The sequence below is a fragment of the Kitasatospora gansuensis genome (genome assembly GCF_014203705.1).
GTDB lineage: Bacteria > Actinomycetota > Actinomycetes > Streptomycetales > Streptomycetaceae > Kitasatospora > Kitasatospora gansuensis.
In genome coordinates this window covers 1259769-1276648 of the sequence record NZ_JACHJR010000001.1, presented here as the reverse complement: position 1 = coordinate 1276648, position 16880 = coordinate 1259769, and the positions used below count along the sequence as shown (strand labels likewise).

General features: G+C 72.3%; 17 protein-coding genes and 1 pseudogene. 12 read left to right on the top strand and 6 right to left on the bottom strand.

What is annotated here, in order from left to right; genetic code table 11:
• Nucleotides 1-23 precede the first annotated feature (23 nt).
• Both F4556_RS05835 and F4556_RS05830 read left to right on the top strand, forming a co-directional pair.
• Nucleotides 24-827, top strand: coding sequence for an exodeoxyribonuclease III (locus tag F4556_RS05835; protein WP_184912181.1), 804 nt, complete (start codon nt 24-26; stop codon nt 825-827).
• 135 nt (nt 828-962) lie between these two features.
• A complete protein-coding gene (locus F4556_RS05830; RefSeq protein ID WP_184912178.1) occupies nt 963-1490 on the top strand; it encodes a hypothetical protein in 528 nt (175 codons plus the stop codon).
• A gap of 7 nt (nt 1491-1497) precedes the next feature.
• Here the strand turns inward: F4556_RS05830 and F4556_RS05825 are convergent, their stop codons facing one another.
• Together F4556_RS05825 and F4556_RS05820 are read right to left on the bottom strand one after the other, a co-directional pair.
• On the bottom strand, nt 1498-2190 hold the full coding sequence (locus F4556_RS05825; protein WP_184912176.1) for a lysoplasmalogenase: 693 nt from the start codon (nt 2188-2190) through the stop codon (nt 1498-1500).
• Nucleotides 2187-3047, bottom strand: coding sequence for a sterol desaturase family protein (locus F4556_RS05820; protein ID WP_184912174.1), 861 nt, complete (start codon nt 3045-3047; stop codon nt 2187-2189). Before F4556_RS05820 ends, F4556_RS05825 begins: the two co-directional genes overlap by 4 nt.
• A gap of 139 nt (nt 3048-3186) precedes the next feature.
• On the opposite strand from F4556_RS05820, the gene F4556_RS05815 reads away from it, so the two are divergent.
• The 5 genes and pseudogenes from F4556_RS05815 (at nt 3187) to F4556_RS05795 (ending at nt 8232) form a co-directional block, all read left to right on the top strand.
• Nucleotides 3187-4620 carry a DUF2398 family protein gene (locus tag F4556_RS05815; protein WP_184912172.1) on the top strand — a complete coding sequence of 478 codons (1434 nt, stop codon included), beginning with the start codon at nt 3187-3189 and terminating at the stop codon, nt 4618-4620.
• 183 nt (nt 4621-4803) lie between these two features.
• On the top strand, nt 4804-5379 hold the full coding sequence (locus tag F4556_RS05810) for a DUF3558 family protein (protein WP_221503541.1): 576 nt from the start codon (nt 4804-4806) through the stop codon (nt 5377-5379).
• An 87-nt stretch (nt 5380-5466) separates the two neighbouring features.
• Nucleotides 5467-6363 carry an acyl-CoA thioesterase gene (locus F4556_RS05805; RefSeq protein WP_184912168.1) on the top strand — a complete coding sequence of 299 codons (897 nt, stop codon included), beginning with the start codon at nt 5467-5469 and terminating at the stop codon, nt 6361-6363.
• A gap of 58 nt (nt 6364-6421) precedes the next feature.
• A pseudogene (locus tag F4556_RS05800) lies at nt 6422-7490 on the top strand (RNA-guided endonuclease InsQ/TnpB family protein).
• A gap of 124 nt (nt 7491-7614) precedes the next feature.
• Entirely contained in the window at nt 7615-8232 is a 618-nt protein-coding gene (locus F4556_RS05795; protein WP_184912167.1) for a TetR/AcrR family transcriptional regulator, read from the top strand.
• Here the strand turns inward: F4556_RS05795 and F4556_RS05790 are convergent.
• On the bottom strand, nt 8217-9485 hold the full coding sequence (locus tag F4556_RS05790; RefSeq protein WP_184912165.1) for a sulfite oxidase: 1269 nt from the start codon (nt 9483-9485) through the stop codon (nt 8217-8219). The genes F4556_RS05795 and F4556_RS05790 overlap by 16 nt on opposite strands.
• 284 nt (nt 9486-9769) lie before the next feature.
• On the opposite strand from F4556_RS05790, the gene F4556_RS05785 reads away from it, so the two are divergent.
• Complete coding sequence (locus F4556_RS05785; protein ID WP_184912164.1) at nt 9770-11422, top strand: BCCT family transporter; 1653 nt, start codon at nt 9770-9772, stop codon at nt 11420-11422.
• Nucleotides 11423-11577: 155 nt separating this feature from the next.
• Entirely contained in the window at nt 11578-11760 is a 183-nt protein-coding gene (locus F4556_RS05780) for a hypothetical protein (RefSeq protein ID WP_184912162.1), read from the top strand.
• Between the two features lie 76 nt (nt 11761-11836).
• On the opposite strand, the gene F4556_RS05775 is transcribed toward F4556_RS05780, so the two are convergent.
• The 3 genes from F4556_RS05775 to F4556_RS05765 form a co-directional block, all read right to left on the bottom strand.
• Complete coding sequence (locus F4556_RS05775) at nt 11837-13048, bottom strand: MBL fold metallo-hydrolase (RefSeq protein ID WP_313069170.1); 1212 nt, start codon at nt 13046-13048, stop codon at nt 11837-11839.
• Nucleotides 13049-13237: 189 nt separating this feature from the next.
• Nucleotides 13238-13693, bottom strand: coding sequence for a MaoC family dehydratase (locus tag F4556_RS05770; RefSeq protein ID WP_184912158.1), 456 nt, complete (start codon nt 13691-13693; stop codon nt 13238-13240).
• Nucleotides 13694-13779: 86 nt separating this feature from the next.
• Nucleotides 13780-14214: a pyridoxamine 5'-phosphate oxidase family protein gene (locus F4556_RS05765; RefSeq protein ID WP_184912156.1), complete on the bottom strand. Its 435-nt coding sequence runs from the start codon at nt 14212-14214 to the stop codon at nt 13780-13782.
• Nucleotides 14215-14363: 149 nt separating this feature from the next.
• Here F4556_RS05765 and F4556_RS05760 point away from each other — a divergent pair, with 149 nt between their 5' ends.
• The 3 genes from F4556_RS05760 to F4556_RS05750 all read left to right on the top strand — a co-directional run bounded on the left by F4556_RS05760 (nt 14364) and on the right by F4556_RS05750 (nt 16874).
• Entirely contained in the window at nt 14364-15206 is an 843-nt protein-coding gene (locus tag F4556_RS05760; RefSeq protein ID WP_184912154.1) for a hypothetical protein, read from the top strand.
• A gap of 136 nt (nt 15207-15342) precedes the next feature.
• The gene (locus tag F4556_RS05755; RefSeq protein WP_184912152.1) at nt 15343-15957 is read left to right on the top strand and encodes a hypothetical protein; all 615 of its coding nucleotides are present in this window, start codon (nt 15343-15345) and stop codon (nt 15955-15957) included.
• 35 nt (nt 15958-15992) lie between these two features.
• Nucleotides 15993-16874 carry a hypothetical protein gene (locus F4556_RS05750; RefSeq protein ID WP_184912150.1) on the top strand — a complete coding sequence of 294 codons (882 nt, stop codon included), beginning with the start codon at nt 15993-15995 and terminating at the stop codon, nt 16872-16874.
• Nucleotides 16875-16880 lie beyond the last annotated feature (6 nt).

Here is a 16880-nt window from a genome sequence, read left to right as displayed (position 1 = left end):
ACCCATCGGGAAGGCCGCCCGCCGTGACCGTCCGCATCGCCACCTGGAACATCAACTCCGTCACCGCGCGGCTGCCCAAGCTGCTGGAGTGGCTGGAGTCGGCCAAGCCCGACGTGCTCTGCCTCCAGGAGCTCAAGTGCGCCTCGGACGCCTTCCCGTACGAGGCGGTCAAGGAGCTCGGCTACGACACCGCCGCCTACGGCAGCGGCCGGTGGAACGGCGTGGCGATCCTCTCCAGGATCGGCCTCGAGGACGTCGTCCGTGACCTGCCCGAGCAGCCCGGCTTCCTGGCCGAGGGTGCGCTGATCCCCGACACCGAGCCCCGGGCGATCGCCGCCACCTGCGGTCCGGTCCGGGTCTGGTCGGTGTACGTGCCGAACGGCCGCGAGGTCGACCACGCGCACTTCCACTACAAGCTGGAGTGGCTGGAGGCCCTGCGCAAGGCGGTGCTCGAGGACGCGGCGGGCGAGCGCCCGTTCGCGGTGCTCGGCGACTTCAACGTGGCGCCCACCGACGAGGACGTCTACGACCCCGCCGTGTTCGCCGGGCAGACCCACGTCACCCCCGTCGAGCGGGCCGCGCTGGCCGCACTGCGCGAGGCCGGGCTGCAGGACGTCATGCCGCGCGCCCTCAAGTACGACCGCCCGTACACCTTCTGGGACTACCGGGCGCTCGGCTTCCCGAAGAACCTCGGCATCCGGATCGACCTCACGTACGCGAACAAGCCGTTCGCCGACGCGGTGACGGACAGTTACGTGGACCGCGAGGCCCGGAAGGGCAAGGGCACCTCCGACCACGCGCCGGTGGTCGTGGACCTGGACCTCTGAGTGCGCCCCCCGGATGGGCCCGATGGGTGGCCGTCCGGGGCGGGGCTGCCTAGCGTCACAGGTGACAGGGTGTAGCTGTTCGAATACGCGGACGACGGAGTCCCCGTGCTGCGCCCGAGAACCTGGAGGTACGGCATGCGCGCTTCGCGTACGGCCACCACGCTGCTGGGCGCCGCCGCCCTGCTCGGGATCGCGGCCGGGTCGGCCTCGGCCAAGAGCGTCGAGCCCGCCTGGGTGCACCCCGCCGAGACCGGGCCCGGCCAGAGCGTGACGGTGAGCGTCACCTGTGAGACCAGCTCGGTGAAGACCATCACCGCCAACTCGCAGGCTTTCTCCACCGGCAGCGCGACCCTGACGGTCGGTCCGGACGGCAAGTACAGCGGCAAGGCGCTGCTCGCCTCGAAGGAGGAGTTCGCCTCCAAGGCGGGCCGGAGCTCCAGTTGGGGCATCGACGGCAGCTGCCCGAACGGGGACACCTTCACCGGCGCGGTCGAGGTCCAGGCCGCCTCGCACGCAGGCGGAGGCAAGCTGCCGACCGGCCCGGTGAAGACCGGCCTGGGCGGGTCGGTCCGGACCGACCCGGCCGACCTGGTGGCCGGCGGGGCCCTGGTCAGCGCCGGGGTCGGCGGCTTCTGGCTGCTCCGGCGCCGGACCGCCCTCTGACCCGCCGTCAGCGCCCCGCTGCCGCCAGCGGGGCGCTGAGCGGTACGTCCTCGGGCCGGGTGGCCCGGATGGTGCCCTCGGCCAGCAGGTACTGCGCCGTGATGTAGGTCGCCATGATCCAGAAGCCGTGGCCGGGCAGTGCCTTCCACTCGGCGATCTCGGTGGCGATCAGGGTGTCCGAGAGCAGGAACAGCGCCCCGCCCAGGCCGGTCCGCCAGCCGAGGCCGGCCGAGCTGACCGCGGTCGAGGAGAGCAGCAGGCTGTAGATCGCGACCGGGATCTTCAGGTCGCCGAGCCCGGGCCAGAGCTGACTGATCATCACGCCCCAGGCCGCCGCGTACGCCAGCGCGGTGAGCACCGTGCGCCGCCGGTCGCCCAGCGCCCCGAGCTTCACGAACATGGTCACGTAGCAGATGTGCGCCGCCGCGAACGAGCCCATCCCGGCCAGGAACGCGGCCTCCCCGCCGACCTGGAGCAGCACGTCCCCACCGGTGCTGAACCCCAGCGCGGGGACCAGCAACTTCGGCGCGTGCTCCGCCCGGGCCGCCACCCACCCCGCCAGCAGCGGCATCAGCGCGGGCTTGGTGGCGTGCTGGACCGCGCTGGCGCCGGTGGCGATCGCCCCCAGGTGGGCGGCGGAGGTCACCGCGAAGGCGGAGAGCAGGCCACGGGCGGTGCGGAGTCGGCCGGTGATGGTCATGCGGTGGTGCCCTCCGGGCGGTCGGTGGGGCCCGGCTGCCAGCCGGGGCCGTTGACGAGGTGACGGATCCGGTCCCGCCAGGTGGTGGCGGCGGCCAGGTCGCGGGCGATCGAGGCGTACTCGTGGGTGGCCACCCGCAGCGGGTTGTGGGTGCTCAGGTTCTTGGTCAGCCCGTAGACCGGCTTGGTGGTCTCGGGGGTGAACGAGCCGAACAGGCGGTCGAAGAGGATCAGGATGCCGCCGAAGTTCCGATCCAGGTAGCCGCCCTGCGAGGCGTGGTGCACCCGGTGGTGCGAGGGCGTGTTGAAGACGAACTCCAGCGGGCGGGGCAGCCGGTCGATCCGCTCGGTGTGGATCCAGAACTGGTAGACCAGATTGGCCGAGGAGCAGAACGCCAGCGCGGCGGGGTGCACCCCGGCCAGGATCATCGGGACGTAGAACACCCAGGTGGTCGCGCTGGTCCAGGGCTGCCGCAGCGCGGTGGAGAGGTTGTAGTGCTTGCTGGAGTGGTGCACCACGTGGCAGGCCCAGAGGATCCGGATCACGTGGTGGCCCCGGTGCGACCAGTAGTAGAAGAAGTCCTGGGCCAGCAGCATCAGCGGCACGGTCCACCACAGCACTGGCACCCGGAACGGCGTCAGCTCGTACAGCGCGGAGTAGATCGCCAGGATCGGGATCTTCCAGGCGGCGTCGAAGGCCAGGCTGCCCAGGCCCATGGTGAGGCTGGTCGCGGTGTCCTTGGCGGTGTACCCCTGCTCCTCCTCGTCCGGATGGAAGCGGTAGGAGACCACCTCCAGGACGGTGAGCAGCACGAAGGCGGGTATCGACCACAGCACGACGTTGGGCAGGTTCGGCATGCCCAGGACGATAGGTGACAGCGGGCGGCCTGCGGAAGGGGTTGTTACCGACGCGTAGGCAAGAGTGCGACGGTAATCGGCCGGATCGCCGGTCGGGTGCCACGGAGCGGGTCGACCACCGTCTACTCTGGTGGGCGACATGGAGCGGTACGAGGACGCGGCCGGGGCCGGGGAGGCACCGGCGGCGGTGACGGGTGGACGCGTGGCGGGGGCGGGGCTGCTCATCGTCGACGCGATCGCCGGAGTGCCCGCGCAGGCTGCGCCCACGCAGGCTGTGCCTCGGGGTGTGGCCGAGCTGCTGGCGGATCGGCTGGCCGCCGCCGAACCGGAGGCCGCCGACGAGCTGTTCACCGCCGCGTTCGGGCTCTACGGCGCCAGGCACCTGGGCGGCGCCCTGCCCGACGGGCCGCGCGCCGGGGCCGAGCTGAGCTGGTGGCACGGCCCGACGGTCCATCACCCGGCGGGCCTGCGGCCCCGGGAGGGCGGCCGCCGCAGCGGGGTACTGGCCCGGCGCGGCGCACCCGAGGTCGGCGGCCGACGCGGCCGGCACCGCAAGCCCGAGCACTCCCCGGGCAGCACCCCGCAGGAGATCGCGGTCGAGCGCCGCACCGCCGCCCGGCTGCTCGCCGCCCAGCCGCTGGTCACCGCCGACGGGCCGCACGGCGCGGGCTTCCCGCTGATCGTCCGTCACGCCGACTGGCTGACCGAGCGCTTCGCCACCGTGCTCGGCTACCCGCTGACCGTCGGCGCCCGGTACGCCCGCCTGCACAAGGCGCCGCTGCCCGGCCGCGCCCTGGCGCCGGTCGCCGACACCGCCTGGACCCCGGGCTCGTACGCCGCCCTGGTGCTCGCGCTGGCCGCGCTGGCCGAGCGGCGGCCGGCCGCGCTGGACGCGCCGGGGGTTCGTCAGCAGCTGACCGAGTGGCAGGTGCTGACGGCCGACGGGGTGCCGGACGCCGAGCTGGCCCGGGCGCTCGCCCCGCTGCCCGCACCGGCCCCGGTGGGCCCGGCGCTGGCGGTCCGGCGGCGGCTGGCCGAGACGCCGGTGGTGCTGCTGGACGAGCTGACGCCGGAGCAGCGGCGCTGGCTGCAGGGGCGGCTGGAGCCGGAGGCCGAGCTGTTCGCCGAGTTCCTCGGCCTGGAGGCGGAGATCCGGGCCGAAGGAGTCGCGCTGCTCGACCCGGCCGACGAGCTGACCGACCTGGCACTGCCCGGCACCGGCACGCTGGCCCAGGCCGCGCTGCTGCTGGCCGCCCGGCTGGTGGAGGAGCTGCGCCCGCTGTCCGGCGAGGCCGCGCCCCCGGCGGTGCTGATCCCGGACGCCCTGATAGACGGCGCGCTCGGCGACGTCACCGACGAGTACGGCCTGCGGTCCGGCTGGCGCCGGGACTACCTGGCCGATCTGACGGCCTTTCGGCGGGACGCGCTGGACCTGCTGCACCGGATGCAGCTGATCGCCCCGGCCGGGCGGGCCTGGCTGCTCCGGGCGCCGGCCGCCCGCTACGCCCCGGAGGCGGAGCTCCCGCAGCCGCCGGGTTCGGGGCGGCACTCGCGGCCGCTGGTGGTGGGCTGACGGCGCGGGGTTTTCGCCAACAGTGGTGCGGTGAACGGAAGTTGACATTCCGCCAGCAAGGCAAATATTTGTGCGGGAGTTTGCTGCGGATCCGCTTCTGGCGGAGGCCGCCCCTTGCTACGTTGCCCTCCTCTGATCGGCTCACCGTCCTTGGAGGACAGGTTGATACGTCCGCTTCGCAGCGTGCTGCTCACGGCGCTGCTCGTGCCCGGCCTGCTGGTCGTCTCGGCCTGTGGGGCCGACGATCCCAAGCCTGCCGCGGCCACGGCTCCAGTGGCGCCGACCGACGCCAAGGCTGAGCCCACCACCTCGGCGGCCCCGGCTCCGGCCCCGGCGTCCCTGGGGGCGGACTTCTGCACGGACCTGCCCCAGTCGGTGGCGGAGGCCGCCTTCGGTGCGGCGGTCACCTCGGGCCCGGCGCTCGCGCCCGAGAAGGGCTGCCGCTTCGCCATCGGTCAGAACGGCTCGCCCGGCTACGAGAAGATCGAACTCACCGGCAACACGCTGCTCGGCCTCAACACGACCAAGAAGCTGCTCACGCCGGGCACCGAGCTCACTGTCGGCGGCCGCCCCGGCTGGCTCTCGCACGGCATGGGCTCGAACCAGATCACCGTGGCGCTCTCCACCGACCCCGAGAAGACCGGCTACCTGACGGCCGACTTCTTCTTCGTCGACAAGAACGGCTCCGCCGACGAGGCCCGGGGCGTCCAGGTCTCCACCAAGCTGCTGGAGAAGCTGCTCACCAAGTACCAGCGCTAGACCTGCTTGCCGAGGGCCCGTTCGACCAGGGCCAACGATCATTTCTGAAACCTGTTCCAGTACACATGGCGTACGCTGTGCGGCGTGATGGACGCCAGCAGAGTGCCCGAGACCGGAGAGACGGTCAGCTCCTTCGTCGACCTGCTCCGGATCGAGCAGCTGGACGAGAACCTGTTCCGTGGCAGCTGCCACGCCGGGGCGCCGATGCGTGCGTTCGGTGGCCAGGTCGCCGCGCAGGCGCTCACCGCCGCCGGGCGGACGGTGGACGCCGGGCGGCAGGTGCACTCGCTGCACGGCTACTTCCTCCGCCCCGGGGACCCGCGGCACCCGATCGACTACCAGGTGGACCGGGCCAGGGACGGCTTCTCGTACGCCACCCGCCGGGTGACGGCGGTTCAGCACGACGAGGTGATCTTCACGCTCTCCGCCTCGTTCAAGTACCCGGAGCCGACCCCGGGGGCCAGGCAGTCCGCGATGCCCCTGGTACCGGGGCCCGAGGAGCTGCCCGACCCGTTCCTGGCCTGGGCCGAGGCCGCGCCGAGGGACTACCGGGAGAGCGCCTTCCGCACCCTGGACCTGCGCTTCGTACCGGCCGACAGCCCCGGCTTGCCGCCCGAACTGCCGGGCTCCCCACAGCAGTTCGTCTGGCTGCGGACCGGCAGCCCGCTGCCCGGCGACGACCCGCTGCTGCAGGTCTGCGCGCTGACCTACCTGTCCGACCTGACGCTGGCCTCCACCACCGCGCTGACCGTGCAGCCGCACCGGATCCAGCGCACCACGCCGGCCCGGATCATGCTGGCCTCGCTGGACCACGCGATGTGGTTCCACCGCCCGTTCCGCGCCGACGAGTGGCTGCTGTTCGCCCAGCGCAGCCCGTCCGCCTCGGACGGCCGGGGGCTGGCGCACGGCGAGTTCTACGACCAGCAGGGGAACCTGGTGGCCTCCGCCGTCCAGGAGGCACTGGTCCGCGAGCGGCGACCTTAGGAACTCGCGCCTGTTCCGCAGAACTGCGTTGTCAGACCCGCACCGTAGGTTCGGCGGCATGAAGGTCGTGGCGTGGGTGAAGCTGTTGCCGGAGGCCGGCCAGGCCGACGCGCTGCGGGCGACCCTGCGCGCGGTCAACGAGTGTGCAAACTGGGTGTCCGTGGTGGCGTTCCAGCGTGGTGTTCCGCGTGAGTACGAGCTGCGCAAGCACACCTACGCCGAGTTGAAGGCGCGCGGACTTGGGGCGCAGGCCGCCCAGCACGTCATCAAGAAGACGCGCGACGCCTACACCACGTTGAAGGTGAACATCCGAGTCGGGAACCTCGGCAAGCCCGGTTCCAAACGCTGGATCAAGGCGGAGTCCAAGCCGGTCGTCTTCCGCCCCGTGGCCGCGCAGCCGTATGACGACCGGTGCCTGTCCTGGCAGTTGGATCAGCAGACCGTCTCCATCTGGACTACCGGCGGCCGATTGAAGAACGTCCGCTTCGTGTGCTCCGCCGACGCGCTCAAGCTGCTCCGCGACCACCGCAAGGGCGAGTCGGATCTGACCGAACGCGATGGTGTTTACCACCTCGACCGGGTACCGGGCTGCCGGGCGTGGGCTGAACCGGCACCGCAGGCGGCAACTCGACCTCCGAAGGAAGCTCCAGGCCAAGGGCACCAAGTCCGCCAGACGTCTGCTCAAGAAGCGCTGCCGCAAGGAAGCCCGGCATGCCGCCAACGTGAACCACATCGTCTCCAAGACCATCGTCACCACCGCTGAACGCACCGGCTCGGGTATCGCCCTGGAAGACCTCACGGGCATCCGCAGCCGGGTACGGCTCCGCAAGGACCAGCGGACCACCCTGCACTCGTGGAGCTTCCGCCAGCTCGCTGCCTTCGTGGAGTACAAGGCGAAGCGCGCCGGGGTGCCGCTGGTGTATGTCGACCCGGCGTACACCAGCCAGGAATGCTCCGAGTGTCGCCACATCGACCGGCTCAGCCGCCGGTCACAAGCCGAGTTCGCGTGCCGCGCCTGCGGAAGCGTCATGCACGCGGACCACAACGCTTCCCGCAACATCGCCCGCAAAGGCGAGGCCGCGTGGATAGTGGGGCGTGAGTCACGCGTCCCAGCCACCAGCACGTAGGTGGCTCAGACGTGGGAGGCCACGCGGCAGCCAGCCGCGCCCTACCCACAAGCCCGGCCCTTCATGGTTGGGTCAAGTTGACGCGCCGTTCGCCCGAGCGATCCCGGCCCGTATCATGGTGCGGGTGACCAAGGTTGACCTGTCACCAAGGCCGGTGGAGGCGATGTCGCCCCGTCAGCTCGAACGCCGAAACAGCCTGATCTCGGCCGCCCTCGCACTGGTGAACGAGGCCGGCGTGGAGAGACTCCAGATGAAGCACGTCTGCGAGCGCTCCGGAGTGGCCCTCGGCACCGCCTACCGGTACTTCTCCTCCAAGGACCACCTGCTCGCCGCCGCCATCGCGGACTGGCACCGCCTGCTGCTCGCCGACCTGGTCGCCGAGCAGCGCGGCTCCCGGCACGGGCCGGCCGAGACCGACCGGGTGGTGCGGTTCGTCCGCAACGGCATGCGCGCCTACCAGCGACAGCCCCAACTGGCCCGGCTCCGGGTCGCGGTGGCCGCTTCCACCGACCCGTTCGCCAGCGAGGCGCTGCAGTCGCTGGCCCGGGCCGACCGGGCGGCGCTGGACGCGGTCGGCCCCCGGTTGCCCCCGGCCGCCGGGGAGCTGGTGCGGCACATCGTCGGCCACTCCTGGCAGGGCGAGCTGACCGCCTGGGTGACCGGCCGGACCACGCTGGACGACGCCCGCCGCCGGCTGGAGGACGTCGTCCGGCTGGTCCTGACGCCCTACGAGGCGGCCTGAGCCACCGTCACCGGGTGGGCGACCACGGCGTCGAAGAGGTACCCCTCGGTGTTGAACACCGCGACGTCCGGCTGGGTGTTGCCCCGCCGGTCGGTGGCCCGGGCGCGGAGCTCGTACGGGCCCGGCCGCTCGGGCCGCCAGTCGTGGCTCCAGCGGACCCAGCCGTTCGGGCGGGGCTCGTCCAGCAGCCGGGCGGGCTGCCAGCGGGTGCCGCCGTCGGTGCTGACCTCGACCTGCCGGATCGCGGCCGCGCCGGACCAGGAGCGTCCGGTCAGCCGGTGCCGTCGGCCCGCCGGCAGCACCGCGTCGGGGGCCAGCTCGAAGGCGCTCTTCACCACCTGGCGGGTGAGCGGCGCGCTGCCGCCGGCCGGGTGGGCGGGGCCGAACAGCCGGTAGTACTGGGTGTTCCACGGTGAGTACAGCGGTTCGGTGGCGACCTCGACCGACCCCAGCCACTTGATCGAGGCGATCCCGACCCACCCCGGCACCACCAGCCGGACGGGCGCGCCGTGGTCGGGGGTGAGCGGCTCGCCGTTCATCTCGTACGCCACCAGTACGTCGTCCAGCGCCTTGCCGACCGGCAGCGGGCGGCGGACCCGGCCGAGGTTGGCGCCGCTCGCGGTCAGGTACTCGTCGTCCAGGCCGGTCGGCAGCACGTCGACCGCGTCCCGGCGCAGGCCCGCCCGGTGCAGCAGATCCGCCAGCCGGACGCCGCGCCAGCGGGCCGAGCCGACGCCGCCCAGCGTCCAGGGGGTGCCGGGGACGGGCTGCTGCTGCCGGCTGGTGTAGTAGCTCCGGCCGTTGCCCGCGCACTCGATCAGCGCGTTCAGCCGGGTGCTCGGCAGCCGCCGCAGGTCGTCGAGGCCGAACTCGACCTCGCCCCGGCGGAGTCCACTGCCCGTCAGGCGCAGCCGCCAGCCGTCCGGGTCGATCAGCGGGGTCCTGGTGTGGTTGCGGACGAAGAACCGCTCGGTCGGGGTGTGGTGACCGGTGCCCGCCACGGCGTCCCAGCGCATCTCGGCGTTGGTGCCGCGCGGGACGAACCACTCGGCGGGCAGCGGCTTCACGATCCCGGGCCCGGCTGACGGTGCGGCGGACGCTGTGGTCATCGTCGCGAACGGGGCCGCCAGTGCGCCGGCCGCCACCGTCATCCGGAGCAGGGTGCGGCGGTCCACCCCGTCGGCCCGGGCTTGGCCCGCCAGCCACTGGTGGCGGCGTACACGGTCGTACTCGAACTCGTCCATCGGGAGCATCCATTCGGGAGGAGCACCACGCAGGGCGGGACACCGCAGTCCGAACGGCCCGCGTGCCCCGGGGCGGCGCGGGGCGCACGGCGGAGGGGTCAGCAGCAGCGGATCGGACAACGCCGCAGCGGTGCTCTGCACGGGAGGCACGGCTGCGCGGTCATGTAACGGATCGTAGCGGCCGGGCGGCCCCGGGGGTGGCCGTTCGGCGCGTCCCGACCGGTAGGGGAGTGGGTGTCGTAGATAGTACGAGAAGTACTTTTTGTCAGATACCGCCCCGCCGGAGTCAGTTGATGAGCAGTCAGCCCGAGGAACCCAGAGCCACCCTGCCCACCGACAAGGTGGTGTTCGGGGTGAGTGCCGTCGCGGTGCTCGGGGTGGTCGCCTGGGGCGTGTTCGCGGCGGACTCGCTCGGCCGGACCTCCAGCAGTGCGCTCGGCTGGGTGCTGCACAACTTCGGCTGGCTGTTCGTGGTGGCCGCCGACGTCTTCCTGGTGCTCACGGTGCTGCTGGCCTTCAGCCGGTTCGGCCGGATCAGGCTCGGCCGGGACGACGAGGAGCCGGAGTTCAACACGCTGGCCTGGATCGCGATGATGTTCAGCGCGGGCATGGGCATCGGCCTGATGTTCTACGGCGTCGGCGAGCCGCTCCAGCTCTACGCGGCGCCCCAGCCCGGCTCCGGGATCGAGCCGCGGACCCCGGCCGCCGCGCAGTCGGCGCTGGAGTTCTCGCTCTTCCACTGGACCCTGCACCCGTGGGCGATCTACGCGGTCGGCGGCCTGGCGCTGGCGTACACCACCTTCCGCAAGGGCCGGGGCAACCGGATCAGCGCCGCGTTCGTGCCGCTGATCGGCACCAAGGGCGCGGACGGCTGGCCCGGCCGGGCGATCGACCTGCTGGCGGTCTTCGCCACCGTCTTCGGCTCCGCCACCAGCCTCGGCCTCGGCGCGCTCCAGGTGGCCGACGGGCTCGGCTACATCACCTCGGTGAAGTCCAGCGAGAACGTCCAGCTGATCATCATCGGCTCGCTGACCGCCGCGTTCGTGCTCTCCGCCTTCTCCGGCGTGCACAAGGGCGTCAAGTGGCTCTCCACCGCCAACGTGGTGCTGGCCTGTCTGATCATGCTCTTCGTCTTCGTCTTCGGCCCCTCGGTCTACGTGCTGGACGCGATCCCCTCCACCGTCGGCGGCTACCTCGCCGACCTGACCGGCATGGCCACCCAGACCGGCGCCTTCACCGACGAGAGCTGGCTCGGGTCCTGGACCATCTTCTACTGGGCCTGGTGGCTCTCCTGGGCCCCGTTCGTGGGCACCTTCATCGCGCGGATCTCGCGCGGCCGGACGATCCGTCAGTTCCTGCTCGGCGTGCTGCTGGTGCCCAGCGGGGCCACCGTGATCTGGTTCTGCGTGATGGGCGGCACCGCGATCCGGCTCGACTCCACCGGCGCCGCCGACCTGGTCGCCACCATCCCGCAGGGGGCCGAGGCCTCGCTGTTCGAGATGCTCAAGTCGCTGCCGCTGGGCGGCGTCACCAGCGTCATCGCGGTGCTGCTGGTGATGACCTTCTTCATCACCAGCGCCGACTCCGCCTCGCTGGTGCTCGGCTCGCTCTCCAGCCGGGGCTCGCTGCACCCGAAGACCTGGCTGGTGGTGGTCTGGGGCGTGCTGATGGGCGGGGTGGCCGCCGCGCTGCTGCTGGCCGGCGGGCTGACGGCGCTGCAGAACGCCACCATCCTGGTCGCGTTGCCGTTCGTGGTGGTGATGCTGCTGCTCTGTTTCGCCCTGGTACGCGAGCTCCGGGAGGACCCGGCGGCCGGGCCGTCCCGGCTGCACGCGGCGCACGGGCTGCGGGACGCGGTCCGGGTCGCGGTCGGCGAGGCGATGGCCGACCACCGGGCCGGGGCGGGGACCGGGGTACGAGGGGAGAAACGTCCCCCGTCCGAGTGAACTGGGCCGCCCGGGGCTGATCGTTCGCGGTCGGAGCGGGCGGCCGGTGTCATCCTGGGCTGCCGTGCCGGTACCGATATCCGGACGCCCAGCCCCCGTCCAGACTTCACTCTGGCGTCGTCACCGTTTAACACCGCCCTGGAATGCTGACCATCATGAACGCTCAACCCGTCCCGGCCGCCCTGGCCCTGGAAGTACCGCGCTTCCCGCTCCCCAAGCGGCACCGCCGCTTCATCGCCTGCGCCGCCGTGGCCGCCTCGATCGCCCTCGGCAGCCTCGGCGTCGCCGCCACGGTGGAGACCGTCCAGCAGGGGACGGTCGCCACCGCGAGCCGCTAGTCCCTCCGGGCATCAGCCACCGGGGGCTCGGGGAACTGCGACGCCGACCTCAGGAGCGTTCAACGTGCGTAGATGGTCAGGCACTTTCGTATTTTGACCCCGGCGCCAGATCTCCTCGCCGTTCCCCGAGCCCCTGGGAGCTGCCTGGCTGAGCGCCGTCGAGAGTGAAGCCCTCGGGGACGAGAAGTTCGGCACCGCGGGGCATCGCCGCGACCGCCCGCCACCAGAGCTTGAGCGCGGGTGGGTCGGCCGGTTCGAAGGGTTTGCCGGGCCGTGGGGCGACCAGCCGGGCGTCGAGGGCGCGGGCTGCGGCGACGGTGCGTTCGGCCGGCTCCTCCCAGGGGTGCGGGGCCAGGTTGAAGGTGCACCAGTGGATCGGCAGCAGCAGTTCGCCGCCGAGGTCGAGATGGGCCCGGACGCCCTCCTCGGGGGTCATGTGCACCTCGGGCCAGAGGTCGCTGTACGCCCCGATCTGCATCATCGTCACGTCGAACGGGCCGAACCGGCGGCCGATCTCGGCGAAGCCGGGGAAGTAGCCGGTGTCGCCGCTGTGGAAGAGGCGGTGGGAGTCGCTCGCCACCACCCAGGAGGCCCAGAGCACCAGCGGGTTGGCCCGGGGGCCGCGGTTGCAGTAGTGGCGGGCGGGGGTGGCGGTCAGGGTCAGCCCGGCCACCTCGGCCGACTCCCACCAGTCCAGCTCGGTGATCCGCTCGGCGGGGATGCCCCAGTGCTCCAGGTGCGCGCCGATCCCGAGCGGGACCGCGAAGGCGGCGCCGGAGGCGGCCAGCGCGCGGACGGTGGGCAGGTCCAGGTGGTCGTAGTGGTCGTGCGAGATCACCACCACGTCCACCGGGCCGAGTTCGGCCAGCGGGATCGGCATCGGGTGCAGCCGCTTGGGCCCGGTCCAGCCGAACGGGGAGCAGCGCTCACCCCAGACCGGGTCGAACAGCACCCGGCGGCCGTCCAGTTCGGCCAGTACGGTGGCGTGCCCGAGCCAGGTCAGCCGGAGGCCGTCGGCGGGCGGTGCGGCCAGCTCGATCGGCAGCAGCCGGTGCAGCGGGACGGCGGCGGCGGGCTGCCTGCGGTGCCGGTTGGCGGCGAACTGGCGGCGGGTCAGCTCCAGCCGGGACTGCCCCGGCGCCAGCCGCCGGGTCGGCACCGGGTTCTGGAAGCTGCCGTCCGCGAAGTGCGGGGAGTTCAGGATCCGGGCCAGCCGGGCGCCGGTCGGTTCGGTCCCGAAGGACTCGGTACGGACCTGGCGCCAGGCGGCCCGGGGCAGTTCGCCGATCGGCGGGCCGCCGGTGGCGAGCAGTGCGGTGAGAGCGGCGACCCGGGACGTCCAGGCAGCGGAGCTGGGCACGGCGCCTCCATGAGCGGGATTGGTCCGTCCCATCGGACATTACCGGCGATATGCCGCACCGACCCGGCGAGAGGGGGACAGGCGATCCGTTCGGCGTAACCGCCCGCTGAAGGGTCGTCAGACCGGGTAGAACCGGGTGATCGTCTCGGCCACGCAGTGCGGCTTCGGGCTGCCCTCGCTGGTGATCGTGTAGCGGACCACGGCCTGCACGCCACCGGAGACCTGCTCGGCGGAGACCAGCTCGGCGGTGGCCCGGATCGCGGTGCCGACCGGCACGGGGGCGGGGAAACGGACCTTCTCGGAGCCGTAGTTGAGGGCCATCCTGATCCCCTCCACCGCGTAGCACTCCTTGGCCAGCACCGGGATCAGCGACAGCGTCAGGTAGCCGTGCGCGATGGTGCCGCCGAAGGGGCTCTCCTTGGCCCGGACCGGGTCGACGTGGATCCACTGGTGGTCACCGGTCGCCTCGGCGAACAGGTCCACCCTGGCCTGGTCGATGGTGTGCCACTCGCTGGTGCCGAGCTCGGTGCCGACCGCGGCGGTCAGGTCGGCGAGGGAGGCGTACGTCGTCACGGCTGCTCCTGGTGGGGGTGCTGACGGGGCACCGGAGAGTATGCCTACTCGCAGGTCACTTGTCAGCGGGCGGCAGCCCGTGGGAGCTACGCGCGGTGCAGGGTCTGCCCGGCCGTCAGCAGCCGGCGGCCGCTGACCAGCTCGGGAGTGATCCGGACGAACATCCGCTGCTGCCCGCCGCCGATCCACGGCTGCGGGCCGCTGCGCAGCAGCCGCCGGTACTCGGCCTCGTCCCGGACCACCTCGGCGCGGCCGTGCACCAGGACGCTCCAGCCGCTCCGGGAGACCGGGTCGAGCAGGTCGGCCTGGAAGGCCGCCACCGTCCCGTCCAGGGCGCGGCTCAGCGAGCTGCCCGCGCGCAGGCCGAGGATCAGCCGGTCGTCCGGGGCGACCTCGAAGGCCACGGGCAGGACGGCCGGGAGCGCGTGCTCGGTGTACACCACGCGCCCGATGGGCACGGTGCGGAGCAGGTGCAGGCACTCGGCCTCGCTCAGGGTCTCCACGCGGTCGTCTCGGTCCATACCTCGATGGTGCCGCTCCGGCACCGGCGTCACTAGGGCCCATGGTCCCTGAACGTCCCTGACCTGCGTCAATCCGGAGGAAAGGCCGCGGTGCCCGAAACGGACCGATACCTTGTCGGCGGGAGCGGGCGAGTGAGGGGTGGGTACCGGTGGGCGGCGGCATCGAACTGGTGGTGATCGGCGCGGACGGCGGGCCGGAGCGGGCCCACGCGGGATCGGCCCGGGCGGCGGCCGGGGCACAGCTGCTGGCTGCCGGACTGCCCGGGCGCTGCTTCGACGCGGGCGCCCGGGGGAGCCGGGTCACCCTGGTGCCGCCGGAGGCGGACGCCAACGCGATGCTCACCGCGCTGCGGGCGGCCGCCCAGCGCCCGGCCCGCTGGCTGGTGGTCTGCCTGCTCGGCCAGCTCGCGGTCGATCCGCGCGGCCGCCGGCTGGCACTGGTCACGGCCGGTGCCACCCCGGACAACGCGTACCGGCGCGGGCTGGCCTGGGACTGGGTGGTGAGCACCATGGTGCACGGCGACCAGGAGGAGACCCTGCTGCTGGTGGACGCGGTCGCCGACCGGGACGCCTGGGCCGCGCTGGAGCGGGGCGAGGAGGGCGCGGGCGAGCTGCTCAGCCACTCCCGGGTGCCGCTCTGGGGCCGGGTGGCCCGGTACGCCGGCCCGCGCCGGGGCAAGGAGTCCGTACTGCCGGGCGGCGAGGGTTCGTTCAGCTGGGCGGTTGACCGGGTGCTGGAGCACGGTCTGCCCGGCGCCCCGGCGGCGGTCGCCCCGATGGATCTCCAGCCCGCGCTGGAGCAGGAGCTGGCCTGGGCGGAGTCGGCGTACGGGGCGGGCCCGGTGCGGTTGCTGACGCCGGGTGAGCAGGGTCGGCTGCTGTTGCGCAATCGGGCCGCCGTGCGGGGCGCATTGGCCGGATTGTCGCTTTCTGAGGAACTGTTGGCAGTTCTGTGGCGCGAAAGTGCCCCAACCGATCCACCTTCCGCGTAAGGTCAGGGGGCCCGAGGTGTTGCCGGGGCGAGGCGAGTTGGCGAAGAATCAATGCCTCGTGAGCAGTGGTTCGGGACGGCGGATATCTGCTGCGGCCGGCGCTCCGTTCGGAGTCGGCCGTGATGAGGTGGGGCGAATGCGGCAGCGCGTAATTACAGTGCGCCCTGGGGCGGTTGGGGCCGGAGGGCTGACACTGCTGCTGCTCACTTCCTGTGGCGCCGCCGACAACGGGAGTTCCACCGACCGGCTGCCGGACGTCACGTCAGCCCCAACTGTCCCCGCCGTCACACCCGGTGGTTCCGCGGCGGTTCAGAACGCTCCCACCGAGGGGGCCGACGGCGCGGTCGGAAGAGTGATTCTGAGGGCCTATCAGGGCTGGTGGGACGCCCGGATCGCGGCTTTCGGCCAACCGGAGGACGATCCGGCGGCCGTCCGCGGCTACGCCACCGACCAGGCGCTGAGCGACACCCTGGTCTCCCGTCAGCAACTCCGCGAAGCGAAGCTGGTGATGGTCGGAACTCCGCGCAACTCGCCTTTGGTGAAGTCGATTCGGCTCACCGACAATCCGCCGTCCGCGACCGTCGAGGACTGTGTCGACGTGACCGACTGGCACCAGGCCGACGCCACCACCAAGGCGCTGCGTGATCCGGCGCAGCGCCTGACCCGGTACGTCGCCACAGCCACGCTCCGGAAAACGGACTCGCGCTGGCTGATCGTGGACTTCAAACGCGAGGAGACCCGGTCGTGTTGAGAACTTCACCAGGAATCTTGGTTCGTGTCCTGCTGATGATCGGAATGCTGGCGGCGACGATCACTCCGGCCGCCGCCGAGGAGCCCGGCGGCACGGTGACTCCGTGCGCCACCCGGGATATCTGCATCAGCGTGCACGAACCAGGCAGCACCACCAGTGGAAAGCCGGGCGGCAAGGGCGAGACGGTTGCCGCGAAGTGCATCTGGCAGGGCAAGGAAATCCCCTGCTGGGACGACGAACTGGGCTGGTACAGCAACGCGACCAGCTGCTGGTACCTGCTGGTGAGCCCCAAGCCCGCTGCCGACGACCAGCGTTGGGGCGGCCGCGACCCCGCCGGCGGCGAGATCTACACGGTCAGTTGCCGGGACGGGTCGAGCACGGTGCAGGGTGACCAGTTCTTCGCCGCCGCACCGGCCGGACCGCCGCCGACCGACAACGTGGTGACCCTGCGCCGGGAGGCACTGGCGAAGCTGAAGCTGGCCCCGCCGGTCATGCATGCCGCTCCACCGGGCGGCGCCGTGGTCGGGGCGCCGGTCTGGCTCTGGTACGAACGGAGCCGAGAAAGCGCCGACTCACGGTCTGAGCAGGCCGTGGGCAAGGTGATCACCGTGACGGCCAGCGCCGAGGTGCGCGAGGTCGTCTGGGACATGGACGACGGACACTCCGTCAGCTGCCCCGGCCCCGGTACGCCGTACCGGGCCGACCTGGGCCGGACCGAGTCGCCGGACTGCAAGTACGTCTACCGGAGCAGCTCGGCGCACCGCGCCGACGGGACGCTCCACCTGGTGGCCACCGTGATCTGGCGGATCACCGCCACCCGGAGCGACGACCCCAAGGCCTCGGTCACCTTCGACTTCCCCGTCCCGGCCGCCACTCCGATGCCGCTCCGGGTGGCCGAGGTCCAGCTGCTCAACTGACCGCAC